The 20,954-nt window shown below is 64.3% G+C and carries 15 protein-coding genes; 14 read left to right on the top strand and 1 reads right to left on the bottom strand.

Annotated elements, in window-relative coordinates; all coding sequences use genetic code 11:
* The first annotated feature begins 984 nt into the window (after positions 1–984).
* From H6678_15430 to H6678_15365, 14 genes are all read left to right on the top strand, one after another.
* Positions 985–2,370: a hypothetical protein gene (locus tag H6678_15430; GenBank protein MCB9475193.1), complete on the top strand. Its 1,386-nt coding sequence runs from the start codon at positions 985–987 to the stop codon at positions 2,368–2,370.
* Entirely contained in the window at positions 2,367–3,629 is a 1,263-nt protein-coding gene (locus tag H6678_15425; GenBank protein MCB9475192.1) for a hypothetical protein, read from the top strand. Before H6678_15430 ends, H6678_15425 begins: the two co-directional genes overlap by 4 nt.
* A gap of 45 nt (positions 3,630–3,674) precedes the next feature.
* A complete protein-coding gene (locus H6678_15420; GenBank protein ID MCB9475191.1) occupies positions 3,675–4,919 on the top strand; it encodes a tetratricopeptide repeat protein in 1,245 nt (414 codons plus the stop codon).
* The gene (locus H6678_15415; GenBank protein MCB9475190.1) at positions 4,916–5,377 is read left to right on the top strand and encodes an RpiB/LacA/LacB family sugar-phosphate isomerase; all 462 of its coding nucleotides are present in this window, start codon (positions 4,916–4,918) and stop codon (positions 5,375–5,377) included. Before H6678_15420 ends, H6678_15415 begins: the two co-directional genes overlap by 4 nt.
* A gap of 26 nt (positions 5,378–5,403) precedes the next feature.
* Complete coding sequence (locus H6678_15410; protein ID MCB9475189.1) at positions 5,404–6,696, top strand: serine hydroxymethyltransferase; 1,293 nt, start codon at positions 5,404–5,406, stop codon at positions 6,694–6,696.
* A 34-nt stretch (positions 6,697–6,730) separates the two neighbouring features.
* A complete protein-coding gene (gene nrdR, locus H6678_15405) occupies positions 6,731–7,207 on the top strand; it encodes a transcriptional repressor NrdR (GenBank protein ID MCB9475188.1) in 477 nt (158 codons plus the stop codon).
* A gap of 220 nt (positions 7,208–7,427) precedes the next feature.
* Complete coding sequence (locus H6678_15400) at positions 7,428–8,690, top strand: 4Fe-4S dicluster domain-containing protein (GenBank protein ID MCB9475187.1); 1,263 nt, start codon at positions 7,428–7,430, stop codon at positions 8,688–8,690.
* Positions 8,683–9,753 carry an RnfABCDGE type electron transport complex subunit D gene (locus H6678_15395; GenBank protein MCB9475186.1) on the top strand — a complete coding sequence of 357 codons (1,071 nt, stop codon included), beginning with the start codon at positions 8,683–8,685 and terminating at the stop codon, positions 9,751–9,753. The genes H6678_15400 and H6678_15395 overlap by 8 nt, the downstream gene beginning before the upstream one ends.
* Positions 9,750–10,397, top strand: coding sequence for a hypothetical protein (locus H6678_15390; protein ID MCB9475185.1), 648 nt, complete (start codon positions 9,750–9,752; stop codon positions 10,395–10,397). Before H6678_15395 ends, H6678_15390 begins: the two co-directional genes overlap by 4 nt.
* On the top strand, positions 10,394–10,963 hold the full coding sequence (locus H6678_15385; GenBank protein ID MCB9475184.1) for a hypothetical protein: 570 nt from the start codon (positions 10,394–10,396) through the stop codon (positions 10,961–10,963). The genes H6678_15390 and H6678_15385 overlap by 4 nt, the downstream gene beginning before the upstream one ends.
* Positions 10,960–11,874: a 4Fe-4S binding protein gene (locus H6678_15380; GenBank protein MCB9475183.1), complete on the top strand. Its 915-nt coding sequence runs from the start codon at positions 10,960–10,962 to the stop codon at positions 11,872–11,874. The genes H6678_15385 and H6678_15380 overlap by 4 nt, the downstream gene beginning before the upstream one ends.
* A gap of 33 nt (positions 11,875–11,907) precedes the next feature.
* Positions 11,908–13,101, top strand: a complete 1,194-nt coding sequence (locus H6678_15375) for a coproporphyrinogen III oxidase family protein (GenBank protein ID MCB9475182.1) — start codon at positions 11,908–11,910, stop codon at positions 13,099–13,101.
* 109 nt (positions 13,102–13,210) lie between these two features.
* Positions 13,211–16,066, top strand: a complete 2,856-nt coding sequence (uvrA, locus tag H6678_15370) for an excinuclease ABC subunit UvrA (GenBank protein MCB9475181.1) — start codon at positions 13,211–13,213, stop codon at positions 16,064–16,066.
* A gap of 297 nt (positions 16,067–16,363) precedes the next feature.
* Positions 16,364–18,868: a T9SS type A sorting domain-containing protein gene (locus H6678_15365; GenBank protein MCB9475180.1), complete on the top strand. Its 2,505-nt coding sequence runs from the start codon at positions 16,364–16,366 to the stop codon at positions 18,866–18,868.
* A gap of 648 nt (positions 18,869–19,516) precedes the next feature.
* Here the strand turns inward: H6678_15365 and H6678_15360 are convergent.
* The gene (locus tag H6678_15360; GenBank protein MCB9475179.1) at positions 19,517–20,242 is read right to left on the bottom strand and encodes a T9SS type A sorting domain-containing protein; all 726 of its coding nucleotides are present in this window, start codon (positions 20,240–20,242) and stop codon (positions 19,517–19,519) included.
* Positions 20,243–20,954 lie beyond the last annotated feature (712 nt).

Here is a 20,954-nt window from a genome sequence, read left to right as displayed (position 1 = left end):
CTCCCCCGCAAAGGGGGCCCTCGCCCGGCCGAGCACGAGATGAGCAGACCATTCGCCCAGAATCATTCCCATGGCACAACCCCAGGACCGAAGGGGAGGAGGAGCGACGTCCCGCCCTGCCCGGATCTTGCGCCAACCTGACAACCCGCTCATGCGGAGCCCCGATGTTGGCCCGGCACGGCGAATCCGCGAGGCGCAAAGCCGGGAGTGCGCCAGGCCACAGCCAGCCGTGTCGTGGCTCATTCAGGGAGGTGCCACGGGGCACCCCCGGCTGCCGGAAATGGGGCCATCTTGAGCGCGAGCCAAGGGGAAGAGCCCTGGCGGGACCGGCGGCGACCGTCGGGAACGGAAACGATGGACGACCGCGGGCGGGAAACAAGGGGGTGCGAGATGGAGAGCAGAGTCTGGACTTCAGGGATCCACCGGAGGGGCCGGCAAACGGGGGGCGCACAGGCGCTGCCGGAGACCCGCCACCAGATGCAGGCGCGCCTGCTGGCTTGGTGCGACCAGATGGAAGCCGAGCTGGACCTGGTCCGGATCCAGCTCAGCCTGATGCAGGATCACCTGGATGCGAACCCGGAGGACCTGGCCAGCTGAGCCGTGCCGGGGCGGGTACCTGGGGGGGCATTCGTTCCGGACAATCAGCGTGCCAGCGGTCTTCCGGCTGCACACACTGCGCCCCATGGCTGCTGACCCTGCCATGGGGCGCGGGCTCTTTTTCCCGTGGCTTGCAAGGTTTCCCGGCAGGCGGTTCCGGGGGGCCATGAAATCCCCTATATTTGCCGGCTTCGACGGGGTCTCGCGTCCACCGAATGCCGAATCGGGCGGGAACGAACGCGGCCCCCAACCGCTAGGAGTCTGTCGGACCAGCCGCAATGGCGGTTCAGGCTGCTGACGACCCACAGCCGCATTGCCCGGGAGCCCCGCTTCATCCATTCGCACGGGCGGGCCCCTGCCGCACTGCGCACCATCTTGGAACTGCCCATGACCGACCGATCGCGGCATTCGCTGGCTGGACCAGCCTGCTGCCTGCTACTGTTGATGCTGCTGTTTTCCGCCTGCGACGAAGAAGTGGGCTCGGTGGGAGGGCTGCCCGGCGGCAATCCCGACGGACAGTGGGACAGCCTGCTGGTGACCCGCGCCGCGGTGTTCCAGGCCGATCAGCAGATGAAGTTCTCCGACCTGCAGTTCGTGGGGCGGCTCGAAGCCCAGGGGCTGGAATCCCGGATGGTGGTGCACATCGAGTACCAGCTCCCCGAGTCCATCGCCCTGATTCCCGACACGGTCAGCATCGACAGCGTCTACCTGTCATTGCGCATGGACCGGGACAGCAGCCGCGTGATCTTCGGCCCCTCCTGGGAAGACGGAGTCGTCCAGGAACTGGCACTGGACCTGTTGCTGATCCAGGATCCTCCCGATGGCACGGAGGTCCAGGACTCGCTCTACTGGGACGTGCTCTATGGCAATGGAGCCTCACCCACGGTGCTGGACAGCCTGCGCACCACCTTCCATCAGAACGAGATGTTCTGGGGCGACCTCAACGGCAGTCTGAATTCCGACCCCGCCGAAGGCATCCGCAGTTTCCGCAGCCTCGAAGGACACGAGTGGTGGTTCACCAGCGACAGCCTGGCCAGCCCCGTGCCCAACAGCAATCCCCAGCGCTGGCGTCGCACGCTGCTGCTGAGCATGCCCGACGATGAGCAGGGCATGCTGGCGTTTCTGGGATACGGCTGGGACAGCATCCTCAAACCCGGCTATCGCCTGTACTACCAGCACTATTATGTGGACGACCCGGAACTGGGCGTCCAGGATTCCACCACCTGGGCCTTCCAGGTCAGTGCCTGGCAGAACACCGTGTTCCAGGATGCGGGCAGCACCACGGGTCTCAGCATTTCCTCGGGCCCCTCGCTGCAGGTCCTGCTGCGGCTGCCGCCCTTCAGACCGATGGACGGCGATGTGGTGCTCGATCCCACCACGACCTCGCTGCTGAAGGCCTATCTGCGGCTGCCGATTCTCGAGCAGAGCTTCAACGCCGACGGGGGCACGGTCTACCTCTACGGCATGTCGGACTTTCCCGCGGATGGAGTCGATCTCAATTCCGCCGCCTTCCAGTACAACCGTTACTCGGCCGAGACCGTCGATGCCGACAGCAGCCAGCTCGAATTCAGCGTGGTCAACATGCTGGTGCACTTCTGGACCGGGCGCAACGACTTCTCGCCGGACGACAGCATGACCGTGGCCCTGCGCTTCTATCCCGGAGATCTGGAACTGCGCAAGCTGCTGCTGGTCGATCCCGCCCTGGCGGACTCGCTGAAACCGCGTCTGGTCTACAAATGGACCGAGTCGCCCGAGCCCTGGGGGCAGCAATGATCCCGTATACCCTGCGCGGCGGCCTGCTGGCGGTCCTGCTGCTGTCCCTGTCCGCGTCTGCCGGGCCCCTCAGCCGTGGTGGCTGGGGCCAGCTTGAGTGGACGGCAAATGCCGCCGACGCCGGTCGCGGAGGCACCGGTCTGGCCATCAGCGACAGCCTGCGCATTCCCCTGCGCAATCCCGCCGCCGTCAGCGGTGGACGTCTCACGCGCATCCAGCTGGGACTGGGCGCGCGCGGGCTGACCGCAATCGACAACACGACCAGCACCAGTGATGTCACCGGCAGTTTCGACCAGTTCTATCTGTCCTTCCCGCTCACCTGGAATCGCGTCTCCGCATCGCTGGGGTTGCGCCCCTGGAGCCGGATGGACTTCAGCCTGCGCAACCACGACAGCAACAGCGAAGGCGAGGAGTATTACGAATTCCTCAAGGGCAGTGGCGGCTTCTCGCTGGCCACGGTGACCTTCGCGCGGGACTGGCCCGCGCAGAATCTCAAGGTGGGACTGGAAACCGGCTTGATCTTCGGCAGCCTGCGCCAGGAGTATTCGCTGTATCACGTGCAGGTGGCGCCGCCCTTCGATGTGCGCACCAACTATCGTCTGGGCATGGTCGGGCCCAGTCTGCGTCTGGGCGCTCTCTGGCAGCCCACTCCCGAGCTGGGTCTGGGCCTTGCCGGAAATCTGCCCACCCGCGCCCGCCTGAGCCTGGACCGCGAGAGCGCCTCCAACAACGACGACAGCCGTCAGGCTCTGGGCCATGTGAACGTGCCACTGACCATCGATCTGGGTGCCGCCCTGCGCCAGAACACGATACGCTGGCTGGCCGATCTGAGCTGGAGCGACTGGAGCTCCACGCAACTTGCGGGCAACAGCGCCGCCGATCTCAGTCTGGCCCGCCGTCAGGACAGCGCCCTGAGCCTGGCCCTGGGCGTGGAACGTCTGCACGAGGATGATTTCACCCTGGCCTGGTATCGCAAGTGGGACTGGCGCACGGGCCTGCGTTTCGAGCAGGGCTATCTGGCGTACAACAAGGCGGCCCTGCTGGGCGGGGCCGACGAGTACAAGGACGTCAACCTGCTGTCCCTCGGTGCGGGCTGCAGCATCCCGACCCGCGACCGGCTGGGTTGGATGGACCTGGGATTCGAATACACTCTCAGCGGCGACAAGGCCGGGCTGGGGCTGGAAGAACAGGGCTGGCGCCTGCACGCGAGTTTCGCGGGCAGCGACCTGTGGTTCCGGCGTCCCGTCTACAACCGCTGATCCGGTGATCAAGCTTCTCATCTGTCAATTGAAGGTGCTTTTCCAATGAACAAGGTTTTTCTGTCACTCGCGCTGGCCTTTCTGCTGGCCGCCTGCAATTCCGCCTACCAGACTCCGGTGGACACCGAGCCCACCAAGAAGGAACTCAACGCCGCGGAAAAGGCCGCCCGGGAGCAGGAGCGCGACATGGCGCTGAGCTTCGCCACCGAGTACAAGAAACAAGGCGCCTACCGTGATGCGGCCAACAACTATACCAAGGTCTTCAGTCTGGACCAGGACCTGGAAAAGGCAGCCCACCTCAAGTACTGGTCGCTGTGTTACAGTCAGCTGTCCATGCCCGACTCGGCCCTGCTGGTGATGGAGCTGGCCGTTTCCAAGCGCCCCGAGGAACATTACGAGCGCGTGTCGTTGGCCAGACTTTACGAGAACGCCAACATGGATGCCAAGGCTCTGGCCGAGTACCGCGAAGCCGTGAAGCTGAAGCCCGACGACGAGAACTCGTGGAAGTCGATCAAGACCATGCTCGCGGCCAAGGCCTCGGACAGCGGAGAGGCCGAGGACTGGAAGGCCGTGCTGGACGTGCTGGACACCCTGATCGCGCTCAATCCCGACGAGACATCCTATCTGGAAGAGAAGACCCGGATCACCAAGCGCAACTTCAGCACGGGTGACATCATCGTCTCACTCGAGGAGCAGGTCGCCGCAGACCCCACCAATACTCGCGCCCGGCTGGAACTGGCCCGGGCCTATGTGGATTTCGCCAGCACCGAGACCTACCAGAAGGCACGCGTCCTGCTGGAAGGCCTCAGCCAGGAGCAGCCCGAGAACGAGCAGGTCTTCAAGAGTCTGGCCGACTGCCTGATCGAACTGGATGACATCAACGGCGCCATCTCCGCGCTCAAGACCCTGGACACGCTCAAGGGAGGCGACGAGGACACGATGGTCCGCATCGGCAATCTGTATCTCGAACTGCGCCAGCTCAAGGTCGCGCGCAGCTGGGGCAGCAAGGCCCGGGCCAAGGCTCCCGGCGGCAAGGGCCTGATCCTGCTGGCCCAGGTGGCCGAAGCCAGCGTGGACGAGTGCTCCGACGGACCGCTCAAGTTCTATGACAAGCTGGCCTACGAACTGGCCGCCAACTACTACAGCCAGGTCACCGACCCCGGGGCCAAGGCTCAGGCCCGCAACCGGCGTGATGCACTCGAGCCGGTGCTGCCCACCAAGGGCGACCGTTTCCTCAACCAGGGCAAGACTCTGGACGGGCACCCTTGCTACGGCTGGTTGCTGGAATGAGCCTCGACTCCCTGACTCCCGTGATCGGAGTGGCCGCCGACCACGCCGCCCACGAAGCCCGACTGGCGGTGATCCAGGCCCTGATGGATCGTGGATTCCAGGTCCGTGATTTCGGGGCCCACGAACCCGTGGCCATGGATTACCCCGACAGCATCGTGCCCTGCGCGCGGGCGCTGTCGCATGGCGAAGTCCACTTGGCCGTCGTGCTCTGCGGTTCCGGCATTGGCGCCTCGATCTGTGCCAACAAGCTCAAGGGTGTGCGCTGTGCCCTGTGTCTTGAAGTGGAATCGGCCCGGCTGAGCCGTCTGCACAACGACTCCAACTGCCTGGCTCTCGCGGGACGCATGCGCAGCGTGGAAGAGAACCTGCGCATTCTGGCGACCTGGCTGGACACATCCTTCGAGGGCGGCCGTCACACCCGCCGACTGGAAAAACTGCACGGACTCACCGGCTGCTGAGCGGCCCGGAGACCAGGAAAGGCCCCATGGACGAACTGACCCGGCGCGATCCCGATGTGGCGCGCATCATCAATCAGGAGCTGGCCCGCCAGGAAGAACGCCTGGAAATGATCGCCAGCGAGAACTTCACTTCCCGGGCCGTGATGCAGGCCCAGGGCGGTGTGATGACCAACAAGTATGCCGAAGGCTATCCGGGCAAACGTTATTACGGCGGTTGCGAACATGTGGACGAGGTCGAGAACCTGGCCCGCGAGCGCGCCTGCCAGCTCTTCCAGTGCGAGTACGCCAACGTGCAGCCGCACTCGGGCAGCCAGGCGAACATGGCGGTCTACATGAGCTACATCCAGCCCGGTGATACCGTGCTGGGCATGAATCTGGCCCACGGCGGTCACCTGACCCACGGCAGCCCGGTCAACTTCTCGGGCAAGCTCTACAACTTCGTCTCCTATGGCGTGAACGCCGGGACCGGGCGCATCGATTTCGATACGGTGGAAGCCGCCGCGAAGGAACACCGACCCAGACTCATCGTGGCGGGTGCTTCGGCCTACCCGCGCGAGATCGATTTCGCGCGCTTCCGGGCCATTGCCGACGAGATCGGTGCCTGGTTGTTCGTGGACATGGCGCACATCGCGGGCCTGGTGGCCGCCGACGAGCATCCCAGTCCGCTGCCCCATGCCCACGTGGTGGCCACCACGACTCACAAGACCCTGCGCGGCCCCCGTGGCGGCATGATTCTGATGGGCAAGGATGGCGACAACGTGCACGGCAAGGTGGCCGCCAAGAGTGGCCGGATGATGCAGCAGAGCGAAATCATCGATGGAGTGGTCATGCCCGGCATCCAGGGCGGACCGCTGATGCACGTGATCGCGGCCAAGGCCGTGGCGCTGGGCGAATGTCTGCAACCCGAGTTCAAGGTCTACATCCGTCGGGTCAAGGAAAATGCCCGCGTGCTGGGCCAGAGCCTGGTCGAGAAAGGCTACCGCCTGGTCAGTGGGGGCACCGACAACCACCTGCTGCTGGTGGATCTGGGCAGCGACGGGCTCAGCGGCAAGGCCGCCGAGAACGCGCTCGAGGCGGCAGGTATCACGGTCAACAAGAACATGGTGCCCTTCGACAGCCGCAGCCCGATGATCACCAGCGGCATCCGCATCGGTACCGCGGCCCTCTCGACCCGTGGCATGGATGCCGACGCCATGCGCACCATCGCCGGTTTCATCGACCGGGCGCTGAAAGGCGCGAAGGACCCCGGGACCCTGGCCGCCGTGCTCGCTGACGTGCGCGAACTGGCCCGGGCCTTTCCCCTGTATCGCGAAAACTGAGGTCGCGCCGAAGCGTCGGCGCGGAGGTGAGTGAATGAAATGCCCATCCTGCGGCCAGAACAAGGACACCGTGATCGACAGCCGACCGCTGGGCGATCACAGCGCCATCCGGCGTCGGCGCGAGTGCAGTGTCTGCCAGGCCCGCTTCACCACCTACGAATATGTGGAGGGTGCGCAGCTCACGGTCATCAAGTCGGATGGACGCCGCGAAGTCTACAGCCGGGCCAAGTTGCGGCGTGGCATTCTGCAGGCGCTGCACAAGCGCGGCTATGGCGAGGCCCAGGTGGACGAGCTGATCGATTCGGTCGAGCGGGTGGTACAGGCCGGCGCCGCGGCAAGCGGCGAGATCGAGAGCCAGCGCCTGGGGCGCATCGTGCTGGATCGCCTGCTGGCCTTCGATGAGGTGGCCTACATCCGCTTCGCCAGTGTCTACCGGCGTTTCCAGGATGCCGAAGGATTCCTGAACGAATTGCACACTCTGCGGGAAAGTTTGCCCCAGGGTGGTGCCTGAACCTCTCCAGGGACACCCGGTTTCGCTGACCGGGTGTTTCAAGCACCCAGCCAATCGGATTCCAGACTCCACGTGTCCCGCCGGACAGACGAAAGTGTGCCGTGATGGATTCAATGCAAACTCTCCGGCGTGATCCGAGATGTCCCAGCGGACTCAGTGTGTGCTCTCCCGCCATCTGCCCTCTTCCTCCTGAGTCCCCTTTCCCGAAGGCTGGGCACTGATGCGCCGTTTCCACCTCAAGGAAGGCATTCTGCCACCCGACTGGTGCCCCAGGGCGGTTCCGCCCCGGCGCGAGCTGCAGGGTACCGGTGTGCGAGTCCTGCCTCTGCGCGGCTACCGCTACGATGAGGCTCGGCCATTGGTGGTGGCCGGCCAACGGGTGAGTGCCGGCGAGCCGCTGAGCGAACCCTGTGGACTGCTGTCCCGCGTGCGACTGGCACCGGCGTCCGGGCGGATCCTGGCCGTCGAGAACCGCAGAGTGGGCGATGGTTGCCTGCTGCCCTGCGCCGTGCTTCAGGTCGAGCAGGAAGATGAGCAGCCGCTCTCGGCCGGGTTGGCCCTGTCGGCCCAGGGACTCGAGAATCTGGACGGGATTCCTCTGGATCACGAGCTGGCAATCCTGCCTGCCGGTGCGATCCTGATTCTCAACGCCGCCGAGACCGAACTGGGGCACTGGACCCTGATGGCCCGACTGGAAGAACTGGCCCGCGGAAAGGCACTCTCGTGCGCGCTGGACCTGGTGCTGGAACGTGCTCGTTTCCAGCATCTGCATCTGGCGCACCGTGCTCCCCAGCGCAAGGCGGCCGAAGCTCTGGTGGCCGCGCTCAAGCCCGGTATCAGCCTGACCCGGATCCAGCTGGACAACAGCCATCCCGGTGCCCATCCCCGCCTGCTGGCCGAGCGTGCCACACGGCTGGTCAATCCGTCCCGCACACTGGATCCCACGCGCCTGCTGGCCAGTCAGGGAGTGCTCGTGCTCGATCTGGACCGCCTGCTGCTGCTGGAACGGCGGCTCACGGTGGGCCCCGCCGATCGATTTCTGCTGTCCGTCTCGGACCTGGCCGGAAACGGCGAGCTGGTCGAACTGCCCAGCGGTCTGCCCTGGCAGGAGCTCTTTCCCGAGGGGCCACCGAGCGCGGCATTCGCGGGTGGAGCTCTGGACGGCAAGTTGCTGCGTGACACGGACTCGCCCCTCTGTCCGCCCCTGCGGGCACTGGTGACCGCCAACCCGGACGAATTGCCGCGCCTGCGTGAGGACGCCTGCAACACCTGCGGGCGCTGTCTGGAAGCCTGTCCGCGCAGCCTGGCCCCGCCCCGCCTGGTGCATCTGATCGAAGAGCAGCGCCTGCACGAGGCCCGCGGGATGGGGCTGGAGCACTGCCTGCTCTGCGGTGTGTGCAGTTATGTCTGCCCCAGCCACATCCATCTGGGACACAGTCTGCGCAAAGGACTGCAGCAGCTGCGCGAGGTGCGCCATGTCTGAGGCACGTCCCGTGTTCCGTCTGGCCCCGATGCCTCTGCTGCGCACACGGTCCCGCCTCTCGGCCCTGCACGGCCAGTCCATGCTGGCGCTGGCGCCCCTGCTGCTGGTTGCTTTCGGGCTCTACGGCCTGCCCGCCCTGCGCACCGCGGGAGTGGCGGCGGCGTCCTTCCTGCTGGCGGAAGCCTTCACCAAGGCCGTGGCCGGCAATCGCCAGCGCACCCTGGACGGACACGCCCTGCTGGGCGGGTTGGTCTTTGCGCTGTTGTTGCCGCCAGACCTGCACTGGAGCCAGGTCATGCTGGCCGGTGGCCTGGGCGCCTTTCTGGCCGAGCAGCTCTTTGGGGGGTATGGGCGCGCCGCCATGCATCCGGCGCTCTTCGCCCGCCTTCTGCTGGATCTGGTGGCCCAACCGGGGGGCGGACTGCTGACACCGCTCTGGTGGCTTGAGAAGGGCTGGTTCAGTCTGCCCGCCTCGGTGCCGGTCACCCTGAAGACACAATTGCAGCAAGCCTGGCAAGCCCTGGCCGAGCTGGAAGCGAGCACCGAGCACGGGCTGGTCAACCCACCCGTGGACGTGCCCCTGACCCTCAGCCGCCTGGCGCAGCTCCAGGAACGGCTGAGCAGTGGTGGGGTGCTGGATTTCGTCTGGAACCTGCACCCGGGCACACTGGGTGCGGCCAGCCTGCTGGCCCTGCTGCCGGGGGGAGTGCTGCTGGTGACACGCCGTGTGATCGACTGGAAAGTCCCGGTCACGGCCCTGGCCGTCTTCGGCACTGGAGTCCTGCTGGTGAACGCGTCGGGTCTGGCGCACTGGCCGGCCTTCAGCCTCTGGTGCAGCGGCAGTTTTCTGCTTCCCCTGCTGGTGTTTGGAGCCGCCGAGAGCGTGCATACACCTCTGACCGCCCGGGGACGCCTGTCACACGGCCTGCTGCTGGGCAGCCTGCTGCTGGCCGTACCGGCCTTGCATCTGGGCGAAGCGGGGCTTGTGCTGGCCACTCTGGCCGCCAGTGCTCTGGTGCCCTGGCTGAACCAGTCGACTCTGCCGCGAGGGCCCCGCCGATGAGACGCTCTTTCAGCGCTCCCGTGGAACAACCGCAATTGCAATGGGAACCGGGCCAGAATCCACTGACCCGGGAGCGCCCCTTTGCCGCCCGCACGATCACGCCCTTCGAAGCGGCCCTGTATACGGCCTGCCTGGGGCCCGCGATCTGCCTGGGGGCCGATGGTGTGATCTGGTTGCTGCTGCTGGTGCTGCTGCCGCTCAATTGCCTGGTGCTGGCGGCGCCCGCCTGGCCCTATCGCTTCTCACAGGCGCGAGGCACCTGGCTCAGCCTGCTGCTGCTGGCCGGTGTGCCCTTTCAGGCGGCCGGCGTGGCCTGGTTGCTGAGGGTGACAGGCGTCCGTGCCGGACTTCCGGTACTGGAACTCAGTCTGCTGCTGGCCGTGCACACGGGTGCATTCCTCTACCTGCAGCAGGTCTGCACTCTGCGTGACGAGGAGCGTCGCAGCTGGAGCGTGCGCGCCACCTTCCTGCTGCCTGTGCCTCTGATCGGACTCTGGGCTCTGGGCGCGCTCGAGCGTCTGCCGGGAGCCCTGCCGCCCGGGCTGGCCGGCCTGCCCCGCACGGTGGGATTGCTGGTGCTGCTGGGTGTGATCCAGCTCTGGCTGCGCCGGCGGGCTCGCCGGGTGGCCCGGGAGGTGGAATGAGCACCCTCTTTGACACGGGCACCCCGCTGGTCGTGCTCTTTGGTCTGCTGGCGGCTCCGTTGCTGGTGCGCCAGCATCACTTCAGCGCCTTCCAGCGCAGCTGGGCGATCCTGCCCGCCTGTGCCCTGGCCATGCTGCCGGCCGTGTTCTTTCCTCTGGAGCACACGGGCGACCTGCTGCTGGCCCTGAGGCTGTCCTGTGCCCTGCTGGCGACCCTGCCCGGGCTGCTGCTGCTCAAGCTGCTGCTGGGCGGTGCCGACCGGGAACAACTGGAACTGTTCGTGGCGCTGCCGGGCTTGCTCTGGCTGCCCCTGCTGGCACGCCCGCTGCTGGCTCCCGTGATCGATCTGCCGGCCGGGCCACTGGGACGAGCCAGCGCCCTGGGTCTCATGCTGCTGCTCGTGCTGGCTCTGGTGTTCGTGCTCACCGGAGCACAGGAACGCTTCAGACTCAACCGCGCCCCGGGATCCATCGAAGGCCTGCCCTTTCGTCTGGGCAGTCTGTTGTTGCTGCTGGTCCTGCTGATGACCCTGAATCATCTGCGCAGCGGAGGAGGACTGGGATGAGCCTGGAACTGCTGCTGTTGCTCTGTCTGGCGGGAGTCACCCTGCTGCTGTCGCGTTTCCTGCGTCACACGGGCCATGTGGAGCTCTCGGGCCGTCAGCCTCTGGCGCATCCCGAATGGCGCATTCGCGGCCGGGTGGCCTGGAGCGGAGAGCGCGACGAGACACACGGCTATGGCAGTGAGCTGAGTGCGGTGGTCAACTGCCGTTCGCGCGAGGACCAGAACCTGCGGACCTTTGAATCGGTGCGTCGGGAGAGTTGTCTGGACCTGCAGCTGCAGTACGGGGGCGAGCGCGACTGCAACTGGGCCTGTCTGGGAGCCGGCGATTGCGTGGACGCCTGTCCGGAGAACGCGATCCGGGTCGTGAACGGGCTGCCCGTGATCCAGGCCAGCCGCTGCACGGGCTGCGGCGACTGCCTGCCCGCCTGCCCGCGCCAGATCCTCTCGCTGATTCCCGCGGACGCCCAGGTGGCCGTGACCTGCGCCAGCGATGAACCGGTCGAGCGCCGCCGGGAACACTGCCTCAGTGGCTGTGCCTCCAGCGGCCGCTGCGTCGAGAACGCCTTCGTCGAGCCGGGCCTGCTGCTCGTGGATGGCCAGCGGCGCGTGCTGGATTACAGCCGCAGCGCCAATCTGGTGCCCCTGGTGGGGCTCTGTCCCAGCAGCGTCTTCAGCGACCGGATCGCACACCGCCCCTGGTTCACGGTCAACGAAGCCTGCACCGGCTGTGGCGACTGCCTGCCGGCCTGCCCTGTGACCGACTGCATCCGGGCCGAAGGAGCCGCGGGCGCACACGGAGCCCGGGCCAGGATTCACGCCGAGCTTTGCGTGGGCTGCGGCCTCTGCGTGCCGGTCTGCCCGGTGGGCGCGATCCGCGTGGTGGGGGCCGTGGGATTTGGACTGAGCGACTGACACACACGCATGCTGCAGCGCCGGGAGACGATCATGCCGCCGAGCGACTCCTTCGGAGTCTACATCCATGTGCCCTGGTGCAGTCGGCGCTGCGGTTACTGCGATTTCTACGCCGGGGTCACCCGCGATCCCGAAGTGTTGCGCCTCGGTGGCGAGCGACTGCGCGCGGATCTGGCGCGTCAGCTTGCCAGCCCGGCATGGAGTGAGGGGGCGATCCACAGTGTGTACCTGGGCGGGGGAACCCCCAGCCTGCTGCCGCCGGAGTTCTTTCGCCAGCTGCTGGGACCGGGTCCGCTGGCCGAGCGCCTGCTGCCCGGGGCCGAGATCACGGTGGAGCTGAATCCCGAGCACATCACGGACGAGCTGGCCGGAAGCCTGGTGGCCGCCGGTATCACGCGCGCCAGTCTGGGCGCCCAGAGCGCCGACCCGGGTGCCCTGGCCTTTCTGGACCGGGAACACGACCTGGACGATCTGCAGCGCGGACTGCAGCGTTTGCGGGCGGCCGGACTGACGAACCTGAGTCTGGACCTGATCTACCAACTGCCGGGTCAGACCGCGACCGCCCTGCGGCGCGAGATCGCGGCGCTGCGGGCGCTGGATCCGCCGCACATCAGCGCCTACGGACTGGGCTACGAGGCGGGCACCCGACTGGATCTGCGTCGCCGTCAGGGACGGGTCACACCTCTGGACGGCGATCACAGCGCGCGCCTCTTCCGTCTGTTGTCCAAGGAGTTGCGCACGGCCGGTTACCAGCACTACGAAGTGTCGAGCTTCTGCCGCGCGGGGCAGGAAAGTCGTCACAACCGGGGCTACTGGGAGCTGCGCGACTGTCTGGCCGTGGGCCCGGGGGCGAGCGCCTGGCTGAATCCGCAACGGGCGACGATTCTCACGGGGCAGGCCGAGCCCTGGGGGCTGCGTCTGAACCGGCTGCCCAACCTGCGACTCTTCAATGATGCGGTGGACGCGGGCCAGCCCACCCCCGCCGAAGCGGATCGTCCGGATCGTGACGCGGCACTGCTGGAGGCGGTCTACCTGGGGCTGCGCTGGCGCCAGGGGCTGGAACGCCGGGTTCTGGTTGGCCGCTTTGGCGCGCTGACCGCGGACGGCATCTGGGCCCGGGCCCGCCTGCACCGGAGACGCTTCCAGCACTGCAACGGGGAGCGTCTGGTACTGCGACCGGAGAACTGGGTGCTGCTGGACGAACTGGTGCTGAGCCTGCTGGGCTGAGCCCAATGTCCCACCCGTGCGCGACCTTGCGGCCTTTGGGGCCCGAACGCCGAGCAGAGGCCTCTGACTTCCCTCCGCGGAAGGCCACTCAAGACGAACAGGAAGACTCATGGAACCCAGTCATATTCACATCCGCGGCGCGCGCGAACACAATCTCAAGGACCTGGACCTGCGTATCCCGCGCAACAGGCTGGTGGTGATCACGGGCCTCTCGGGCAGCGGCAAGTCCAGTCTGGCCTTCGACACGCTCTACGCCGAAGGCCAGCGGCGCTATGTGGAAAGTCTCTCGGCCTATGCGCGCCAGTTCCTGGGCCTGATGGAGAAGCCCGATGTGGATTCCATCGAAGGTCTCAGCCCGGCGATTTCCATCGAGCAGAAGACGCGCCACAACAATCCGCGTTCCACGGTGGGCACGGTCACCGAGATCTACGATTACCTGCGCCTGCTCTACGGCAACATCGGCCGCCCCCACTGTACTGAGTGTGGACGCCCCATCGAGAAGTCCAGCCCCGAGGAGATCGTCAGCCAGATCCTGAACGAGCCCGCGGGCAGCAAGCTGCAGGTGCTGGCACCCATGGTGCGCGGGCGCAAGGGCGAGTTCAAGGACCTCTTCGCCCACATCCGCAAGGCCGGATTCGTGCGCCTGCGAGTGGACGGCGAGATGAAGGAGCTGGACGAGGTCGCCGAAGGTCTGCGCAAGACCTACAAGCACGACATCGATGTGGTGGTGGACCGTCTGATCCTCAAGCCGGAGATTCGTGGTCGGCTCTTCGAGTCGGTGGAAACCGCGCTGGGACTGGCCGCCGGGCTTTGCCGGGTGATCCTGGACAGCCCCGGGGCCGAGACACGCGAACTGCTCTTCAGCCAGCATTTCGCCTGCCCCGAACACGGAGTGGGCATCGAGGAGCTGGCCCCGCGCGTGTTCAGTTTCAACAGCCCTTTCGGGGCCTGCCCGGACTGCACGGGACTGGGGCACAACCGCGTGATCGATCCGGAACTGGTGGTGGTGGCCCCCGAGCTGAGCCTGGAGAGCGGCGCGATCGGCACCATGGGCGACGGCACCAGCCACGGCGAGACCTGGCCCCTGCGCGCCATCGAGACCGTGGGCCGCAAGGTGGGATTCAAGCTGAACACACCCTGGAAGAAGCTCAAGCCGGCCCACCAACAGGTGATCCTCTACGGCAGCAAGGACGAACTCAAGTTCAGCGGCAGCCATTCGGGCGGCAAGGGCAATTGGGAATACTTCAGTCGCTGGGAAGGCATCATTCCCAACCTGGAACGCCGCTACCGTCAGACCCAGAGTCCGGGCATCCGCGAATGGATCGAACGCTTCATGAGTTCGCGCCCCTGTGCCACCTGTGGCGGGAGGCGGCTCAAGCCCAGCGCCCTGGCCGTGACCGTGGGCGGACGCAACATCATCGAACTGTGTGAGCTCTCGATCCGTGACGCGGAACAGTTCTTCCAGAACCTGGAACTGACCGGCAATGACCTGACCATCGCCGCACCCATTCTGAAGGAAGTGCAGGGGCGGCTGGGCTTTCTGGTGAATGTGGGCCTGGACTACCTGAGCATGGGCCGCAACGCGGGCACGCTCTCCGGCGGCGAGGCCCAGCGCATCCGGCTGGCGACCCAGATCGGCAGCCAGCTGATGGGTGTGATGTACGTGCTGGACGAGCCCTCCATCGGCCTGCACCAGCGCGACAACGAGAAGCTGATCGAAACCCTCGAGCACCTGCGCGATCTGGGCAACACGGTGATCGTGGTGGAACACGATCGCGACACCATCCTGCGTGCCGACCAGGTGATCGACCTGGGCCCCGGCGCCGGCATCCACGGCGGCGAGCTGGTGTTCCAGGGCACGCCCAAGCAATTGATGAAAGCCCGCAGCAGTGTCACGGGCGACTACCTGCGCGACGAGAATCTGATTGCCGTACCCGCCACGCGCCGCCCGGGCAACGGGCAGAAGCTGGTGGTGGAAGGCCTGAAGGGCAACAATCTCAAGGACATCAGGCTGGAGATCCCTCTTGGCACCTTCACCTGTGTCACGGGCGTCTCCGGTAGCGGCAAGAGCACGGCCATCAACGCCACGCTCAACATGCTGCTGGCCCGCGAGCTGAACGGCGCCCGCGTGCTGCCCGCCCCTCACGGCCGTGTGCGCGGTCTGGAACACCTGGACAAGGTGATCACCATTGACCAGAGCCCCATCGGGCGCACCCCGCGCAGCAACCCGGCAACCTACACGGGCGTGTTCACCATGATCCGCGACCTCTTCGCCGCCCTGCCCGAAAGCAAGGTGCGTGGTTACGCCCCGGGCCGTTTCAGCTTCAATGTCAAGGGCGGACGCTGCGAGGCCTGCAGCGGCGACGGCATCATCAAGATCGAGATGCACTTTCTGGCCGATGTCTACGTGCCCTGCGAACTCTGCAAGGGCCGCCGCTACAACAGCGAAACCCTGGAAGTGCACTACAAGGGCCGCAGCATCGCCGAAGCTCTTGAGATGACGGTGGAGGAGGCCTGCGAGTTCTTCGGTCCCATCCCGCGCATTCACCGCAAGCTGAACACGCTGATGGAAGTGGGGTTGAGCTACATCCATCTGGGGCAGCAGGCAACGACTCTTTCCGGTGGCGAAGCCCAGCGAGTCAAACTCTCGACCGAACTCAGCAAGCGCCCCACGGGGCGCACGATCTACATTCTGGACGAGCCGACCACGGGCCTGCATTTCGCGGACATCCAGCTGCTGCTCAAGGTGCTCAATGCGCTGGTGGAGGCGGGCAACACCGTCGTGGTGATCGAGCACAATCTCGATGTGATCAAGACGGCGGACTGGATCATCGATCTGGGGCCCGAGGGTGGCGAGCGCGGCGGGACGATCATCGCCCAGGGCACTCCCGAGACGGTGGCCGCCACCAAGGGCAGTGAGACCGGCCGTTTCCTCAAGGAGATCTTCCGTAACCTCTCGCGCTGAATGGAGCCGCGGCACAGTCGTTTTCCCCGCCAGGACCGCGCCTTCCGTGCTTCCAACCTCGGGGAAAGGTGCCAGGATGGTACGTACGCCCGCACTCCGGCGCTTCGGCAAGTCATCCGTCGCTTGGCAGCGGCCCCTTTCGGGCCTGCCGCGACCTTCCGGCAATCCAGGTACCTGACAGTTCCACCGCTTGACATTGGTCCAGCCCGCCACTGCGCCATTCGCTAAACTGGCCACTGCATATCTCATGGCGGCGGCTCAGTCACAGGAATCCAGATCATGCCAGGAATCTTGCTGGTGCTCATCCTGCTGGTTCACGGCATTGGCCATGCGGCCGTGCTGCGCATACCCTCCCAGTTCCCTTCCATACAGACCGCCATTGATACCTGTGCCAGCGGGGACACGCTGTGGCTGGCGCCCGGAACCTACTTCGAGCGGCTGGTCGTGCCTGACAAGAGTCTAACACTGTGCTCAGATGACTTCTTCACAGGTGACTCCACAGCAGTGAATATGACAGTCATAGATGGAGAGTGGTTGGGGACCCTCATTGTTGTACGTAGTTTGGCCAGCAATGTGCTAACGATTGATGGTCTCACGCTTCAGCGGGGGTTAGGCGAGCCCAGCCCTGCAGTGAATAGTGCTGGGGGAATCCAGTTGGATTACTTAGCCAACTTGACTGTGCGGAACTCGATCTTCAGGGAGAATCGAGCACACAATCAGGGGGCGATCATATCACATAACTGGCTGACGCATTATCCTGGCCGAGTGGTACTGAGCAACCTCCATCTGTTCCCAGACCGATTGACTGACGAAAATGGCGTGCATTACCAGATCAGGGTTTCCAATTGCCAGTTCCTCTGCATTGATCGCCTTCGTGCAGATCCATCACCTCAGCCTGTAAGATTGATCAGTGCAACCGCTGATACGATTCAGGTATCCGATTTGATTGTGGATGGGGGGTATGGGGATGGTGGGTACATTTCGATCCATGGCCATGCCGCATACGATGTACACGATGTGTCAGTCCGGAACGTCAGTGTGGAGGATGGACCCGCATTGGTGCTCAGCCTGGACAATGGATCCCCACCCTACCTGATGACTGCCAGAGACATTCTGGTGGAGGACTGCCATTCGAATCAGCCGTTGGGAGGATCCGGAGTCAACAAGGATGTGATCGACATCAGCAGCGACGACAGCTTGTTGGCAAGTCGGATCACGATTCGGAACTGCACGACCAATGCGGGCAGAATTGTCACCATCAAAGGGTATGGCCTGGTGAGAAATCTGTTGGTGGAAGGATGTGTCAGTGGTGCGGACCCAGAGGGCTTTGAGTCAAACAGTGCGACAAACACGATGGGAAGAGTTCTTTACACTGTTGGCTGCAGCACCGAGGATGTCGTGGTTCAGGACAACATTTCCCGGATCTACCCATACTACCAGAACGGTTTGCCAATCACTGTCGAGGTTCAGGGATTGGCCTGGGAAGCAGGCGGGACATTCAATCTGATAGGCAGAAACCGGACTCATCGTCGCACCATCATTCAGAACAATCTGTCCGATGATCATGAGGACAACTGGGATACTCGCATTCAACACCCTGCGAATCTTGGACGGGCCTTGGTCACGGGAGCTGCCTATCACTGGCCTACACAGGAAGTCCTGTTCGAAGATCTCATCGTACGCAACAATCGCCAGCCAAACAGTGTGCCGGAGCGCCCATCGGATGATCCTGCCGTTGACCCACGCATGGTGGGCAGCACGGTCCAGTTCTACAACACCACGGGCCCGGCGGATTGGTACTACCCCAAGATGGTGCTGCACAACGTGCTGATTGAAGACAACGACGATGGGGGACTATCCAACGCGCCGTCGTTCCGCTATTACGAGGTGCACAATCTTGTTTCGCGCAACAACGGTAGAATGGGACTTTTCTTCAGGGCAGACACTCTGGATCTGCAGAACATTCTGGTCGAAGGCACGGACTCGCTGGACGCATACTTCACATACCCTTATGATCTGTCGCATCAGACTTGGCAGACCGCATTTGCGATCTCGGGTGGTGAGGCAAGTCAAATCAGCAATGTGACGCTCACTGACAATTCGACGGTGTGTCTGTTTGCCGGTCTCAATGTTGATTTTCCCCGGATGAAAATCCACAACAGCATCATCTGGGGAAATCCCTGCCATTGGTTCACACATCCCGGACTCGATATCACACAGTGGCTTCCACCTGAATTCGAGTACTGCCTGCTTGACAATCCCCAGCCTGGCATTGGGAACCTGATCGGAGTTGATCCGCTGTTCGATGCTGAATTGGGGGCGCCTTGGCTGTCGCCGGCGTCCCCTGCGATTGATGCGGGTAGTCCGGCACCCCAGTATCACGACGCTGAAGATCCATTGCACCCTGGTCAGGCCAGATGGCCCAGCCAGGGCGGTTTGCGCAATGACATGGGCTACACCGGCGGCCCCGGAGCCTTCGCGATCGATACAAGCTGGGTGGCTCTGCAACGCCCCACACCTCGTCCTTCCAATCTGCCACAGGGATTGAAGCTGGGCCTACCGTATCCCAACCCCTTCAATCCGATGACCCGGATCCCATTCACTCTCGACAGGCCACTGCGCGTCACGATCAGCGTCTACAACCTGCGCGGCCAGCGAATCCAGACCCTGCTGGACGAGAGCCGTGGACGCGGGGAGCACGAGATTGTCTTCCAGGCCATCGGTCTTTCCAGCGGCGTCTATCTGATCGAGTTGACCGCAGGAGGGAAACGACAGACCCGGAAAGTGCTGCTTCTGCAGTAGGCGCGCTCCGTTCTCACAACATCGTGGTTGACACCCCTGCCTTGCGAAACACATGGACCGATACGGGTCGATGTATCTCACCCAGACAACATCCCGCCAGCCTGTTGATTTTATGAAACCCGGATTGCGCCGGAGCGATTCCCCTGAAGTACGGATACGGCAGTTTCATCCGGGCTACGGATCCTGCTGAGTCTACAAGGCCTTGCGGTTGGTTCTTGTGTGCCGAGGCGACGCCATGATGGCTTCCTCGGCCCTGGACGGCCTGCCGTGATGCATCACTTTCCACCTTTCTTTGGACGGGTCCAAAGCAAGGTGGAGCCAAAGAAAGACCCTCTTCGCAGACCTCGCGCCGCGCAAACTTGGCCCGCTTCGCGGTCCGGCGAGCAAGCGCGGCGGCCCACGTGAATGCCAGACCATTCCGTCTCGATGGTGCCGCCACCGGCGTCACCGCTGTGGAATTGGCTTGAGCTTTCTCGATTCATTCGTCAATGGTGATCTGCAGGGTGGGAAACGACCTGACTTTCCGCTGGCGCGACGACACAGTTTCGGGTCGAGCCCGGCAACTGGGCTGACAGGAGAAATCCCCCGATCGCACTCCGCGACCGGGGGATATCTTGAAGCACAATCCATCGCGAGCTCTCGCGAGGGTCATTTCAGCAGCAGCATCTTGCGGGTCTGCTGGCGGCCTTCCGATTCCAGGCGGTAGACGTAGCAACCGCTGGGAAGTTGTGAGGCGTCGAAGAGCACGCTGTGCTCCCCGCCGGCCACCAGGTCGTTGAGCGGGCGAGCGACCATTTCACCCTGAAGATTGAACACGGTCAGCTCAACCTGCGCGGTGTGATCCAGGCTGAAGCGCAGCTGGGTTGATGGGTTGAAGGGATTGGGATGGTTGTCCAACAATTGGAAATGGCTGGGGGTATCGAATGCGGCCGCCACCTGCTGGTCCTGCAGACGCAACATGACGGAACCCCGGTTGTCCCCGCACCCGCCACCATCATGAACGAAGAATGTGACCTGGCTGGCCACGCTCAGCTCGAGCGGAAACACCATACCCTGGGCGGCCGCCTGGGCAGTGGCCTGACTGGGGTGGAAACCGGTATTGAACATGGGCACGATTTCATTCGTGGCATGAATCCAGACGCGGACCACGGTGACCCATTCCTGCCCACCGTTCTGTCCTTCGCTGTTCCAGAGCGACCAGGCACCGCCCAGGAATTCCACTGGATGTGTGCCAGCGGCCAGCGTGAAACCTGGCCCACTGCCGGGAGGATTCGAGGTGCAATTGTTGACTCCATGCACGCTGAAGTCCGTCTCCGCATGCAAAGGGGTCTGAGCGATCACCAGAGTCAACCACATCAGGGCAAGTGTCTTCATGGTCCGTTTCTCCTGCTGCTTGAATACACCTGTCCATCGGATGCCAGTCCGCTTGCAGATGCGAAGGTTCTGAAAAAGGGCACAACGGCTGCCGAAACGCAAGAACCATACCAGCAAGCGAAGGCCTGTATTATCAGTATCAGCAACCCGCCACAGCGCCAATGCAATCCACCGCATCGTTCAGTATCGGGCACCAGTGCCGGGGCCGCGTGTCCTGGTGTCCCACGCATCCACGGTGATACAAACCAATCATGCCGTACATGGGCACTGTACGCAGATCTCCAGATGGCTGTCCCGGTGCCAGCGAAATCACGAACGCGAAAGTCCTCATGGCGAAGAGTGCCACGATGCCATCACGTGTGGTGGGCACGGCCCCGAAAATGTGTCGTTGCGCCGGAGGAATGTCGGGCCTTTGCCCACCCTTCGGTTCGACGGATCGCTGGTGACGAATCCCTCCAGGAGTGATCAATCCCTTCCTCGGCGGCGACGCCTGTGGCGGCACCATCGAGACGGACTGGTTGGGCATGGACGTGGGCCGCCGCGCTTGCTCGCCGGACAGCAGTGCCAATCGAGAATGAGTTTGCGGTGTCACCGCCGGAGCGCCATGCAATGGGCCCCCATTCTGGGCGACCCGCTTCGCGGGGGTGACATCCTGGATGCACGTGTGCTGTCGCCAAGGATCAATCCCATTCCGCAGCGGTGACGCCGGTGG

Source organism: Candidatus Delongbacteria bacterium, assembly GCA_020634015.1.
Lineage (GTDB): Bacteria > CAIWAD01 > CAIWAD01 > CAIWAD01 > CAIWAD01 > JACKCN01.
This window is presented reverse-complemented; position numbering and strand designations above follow the sequence as displayed.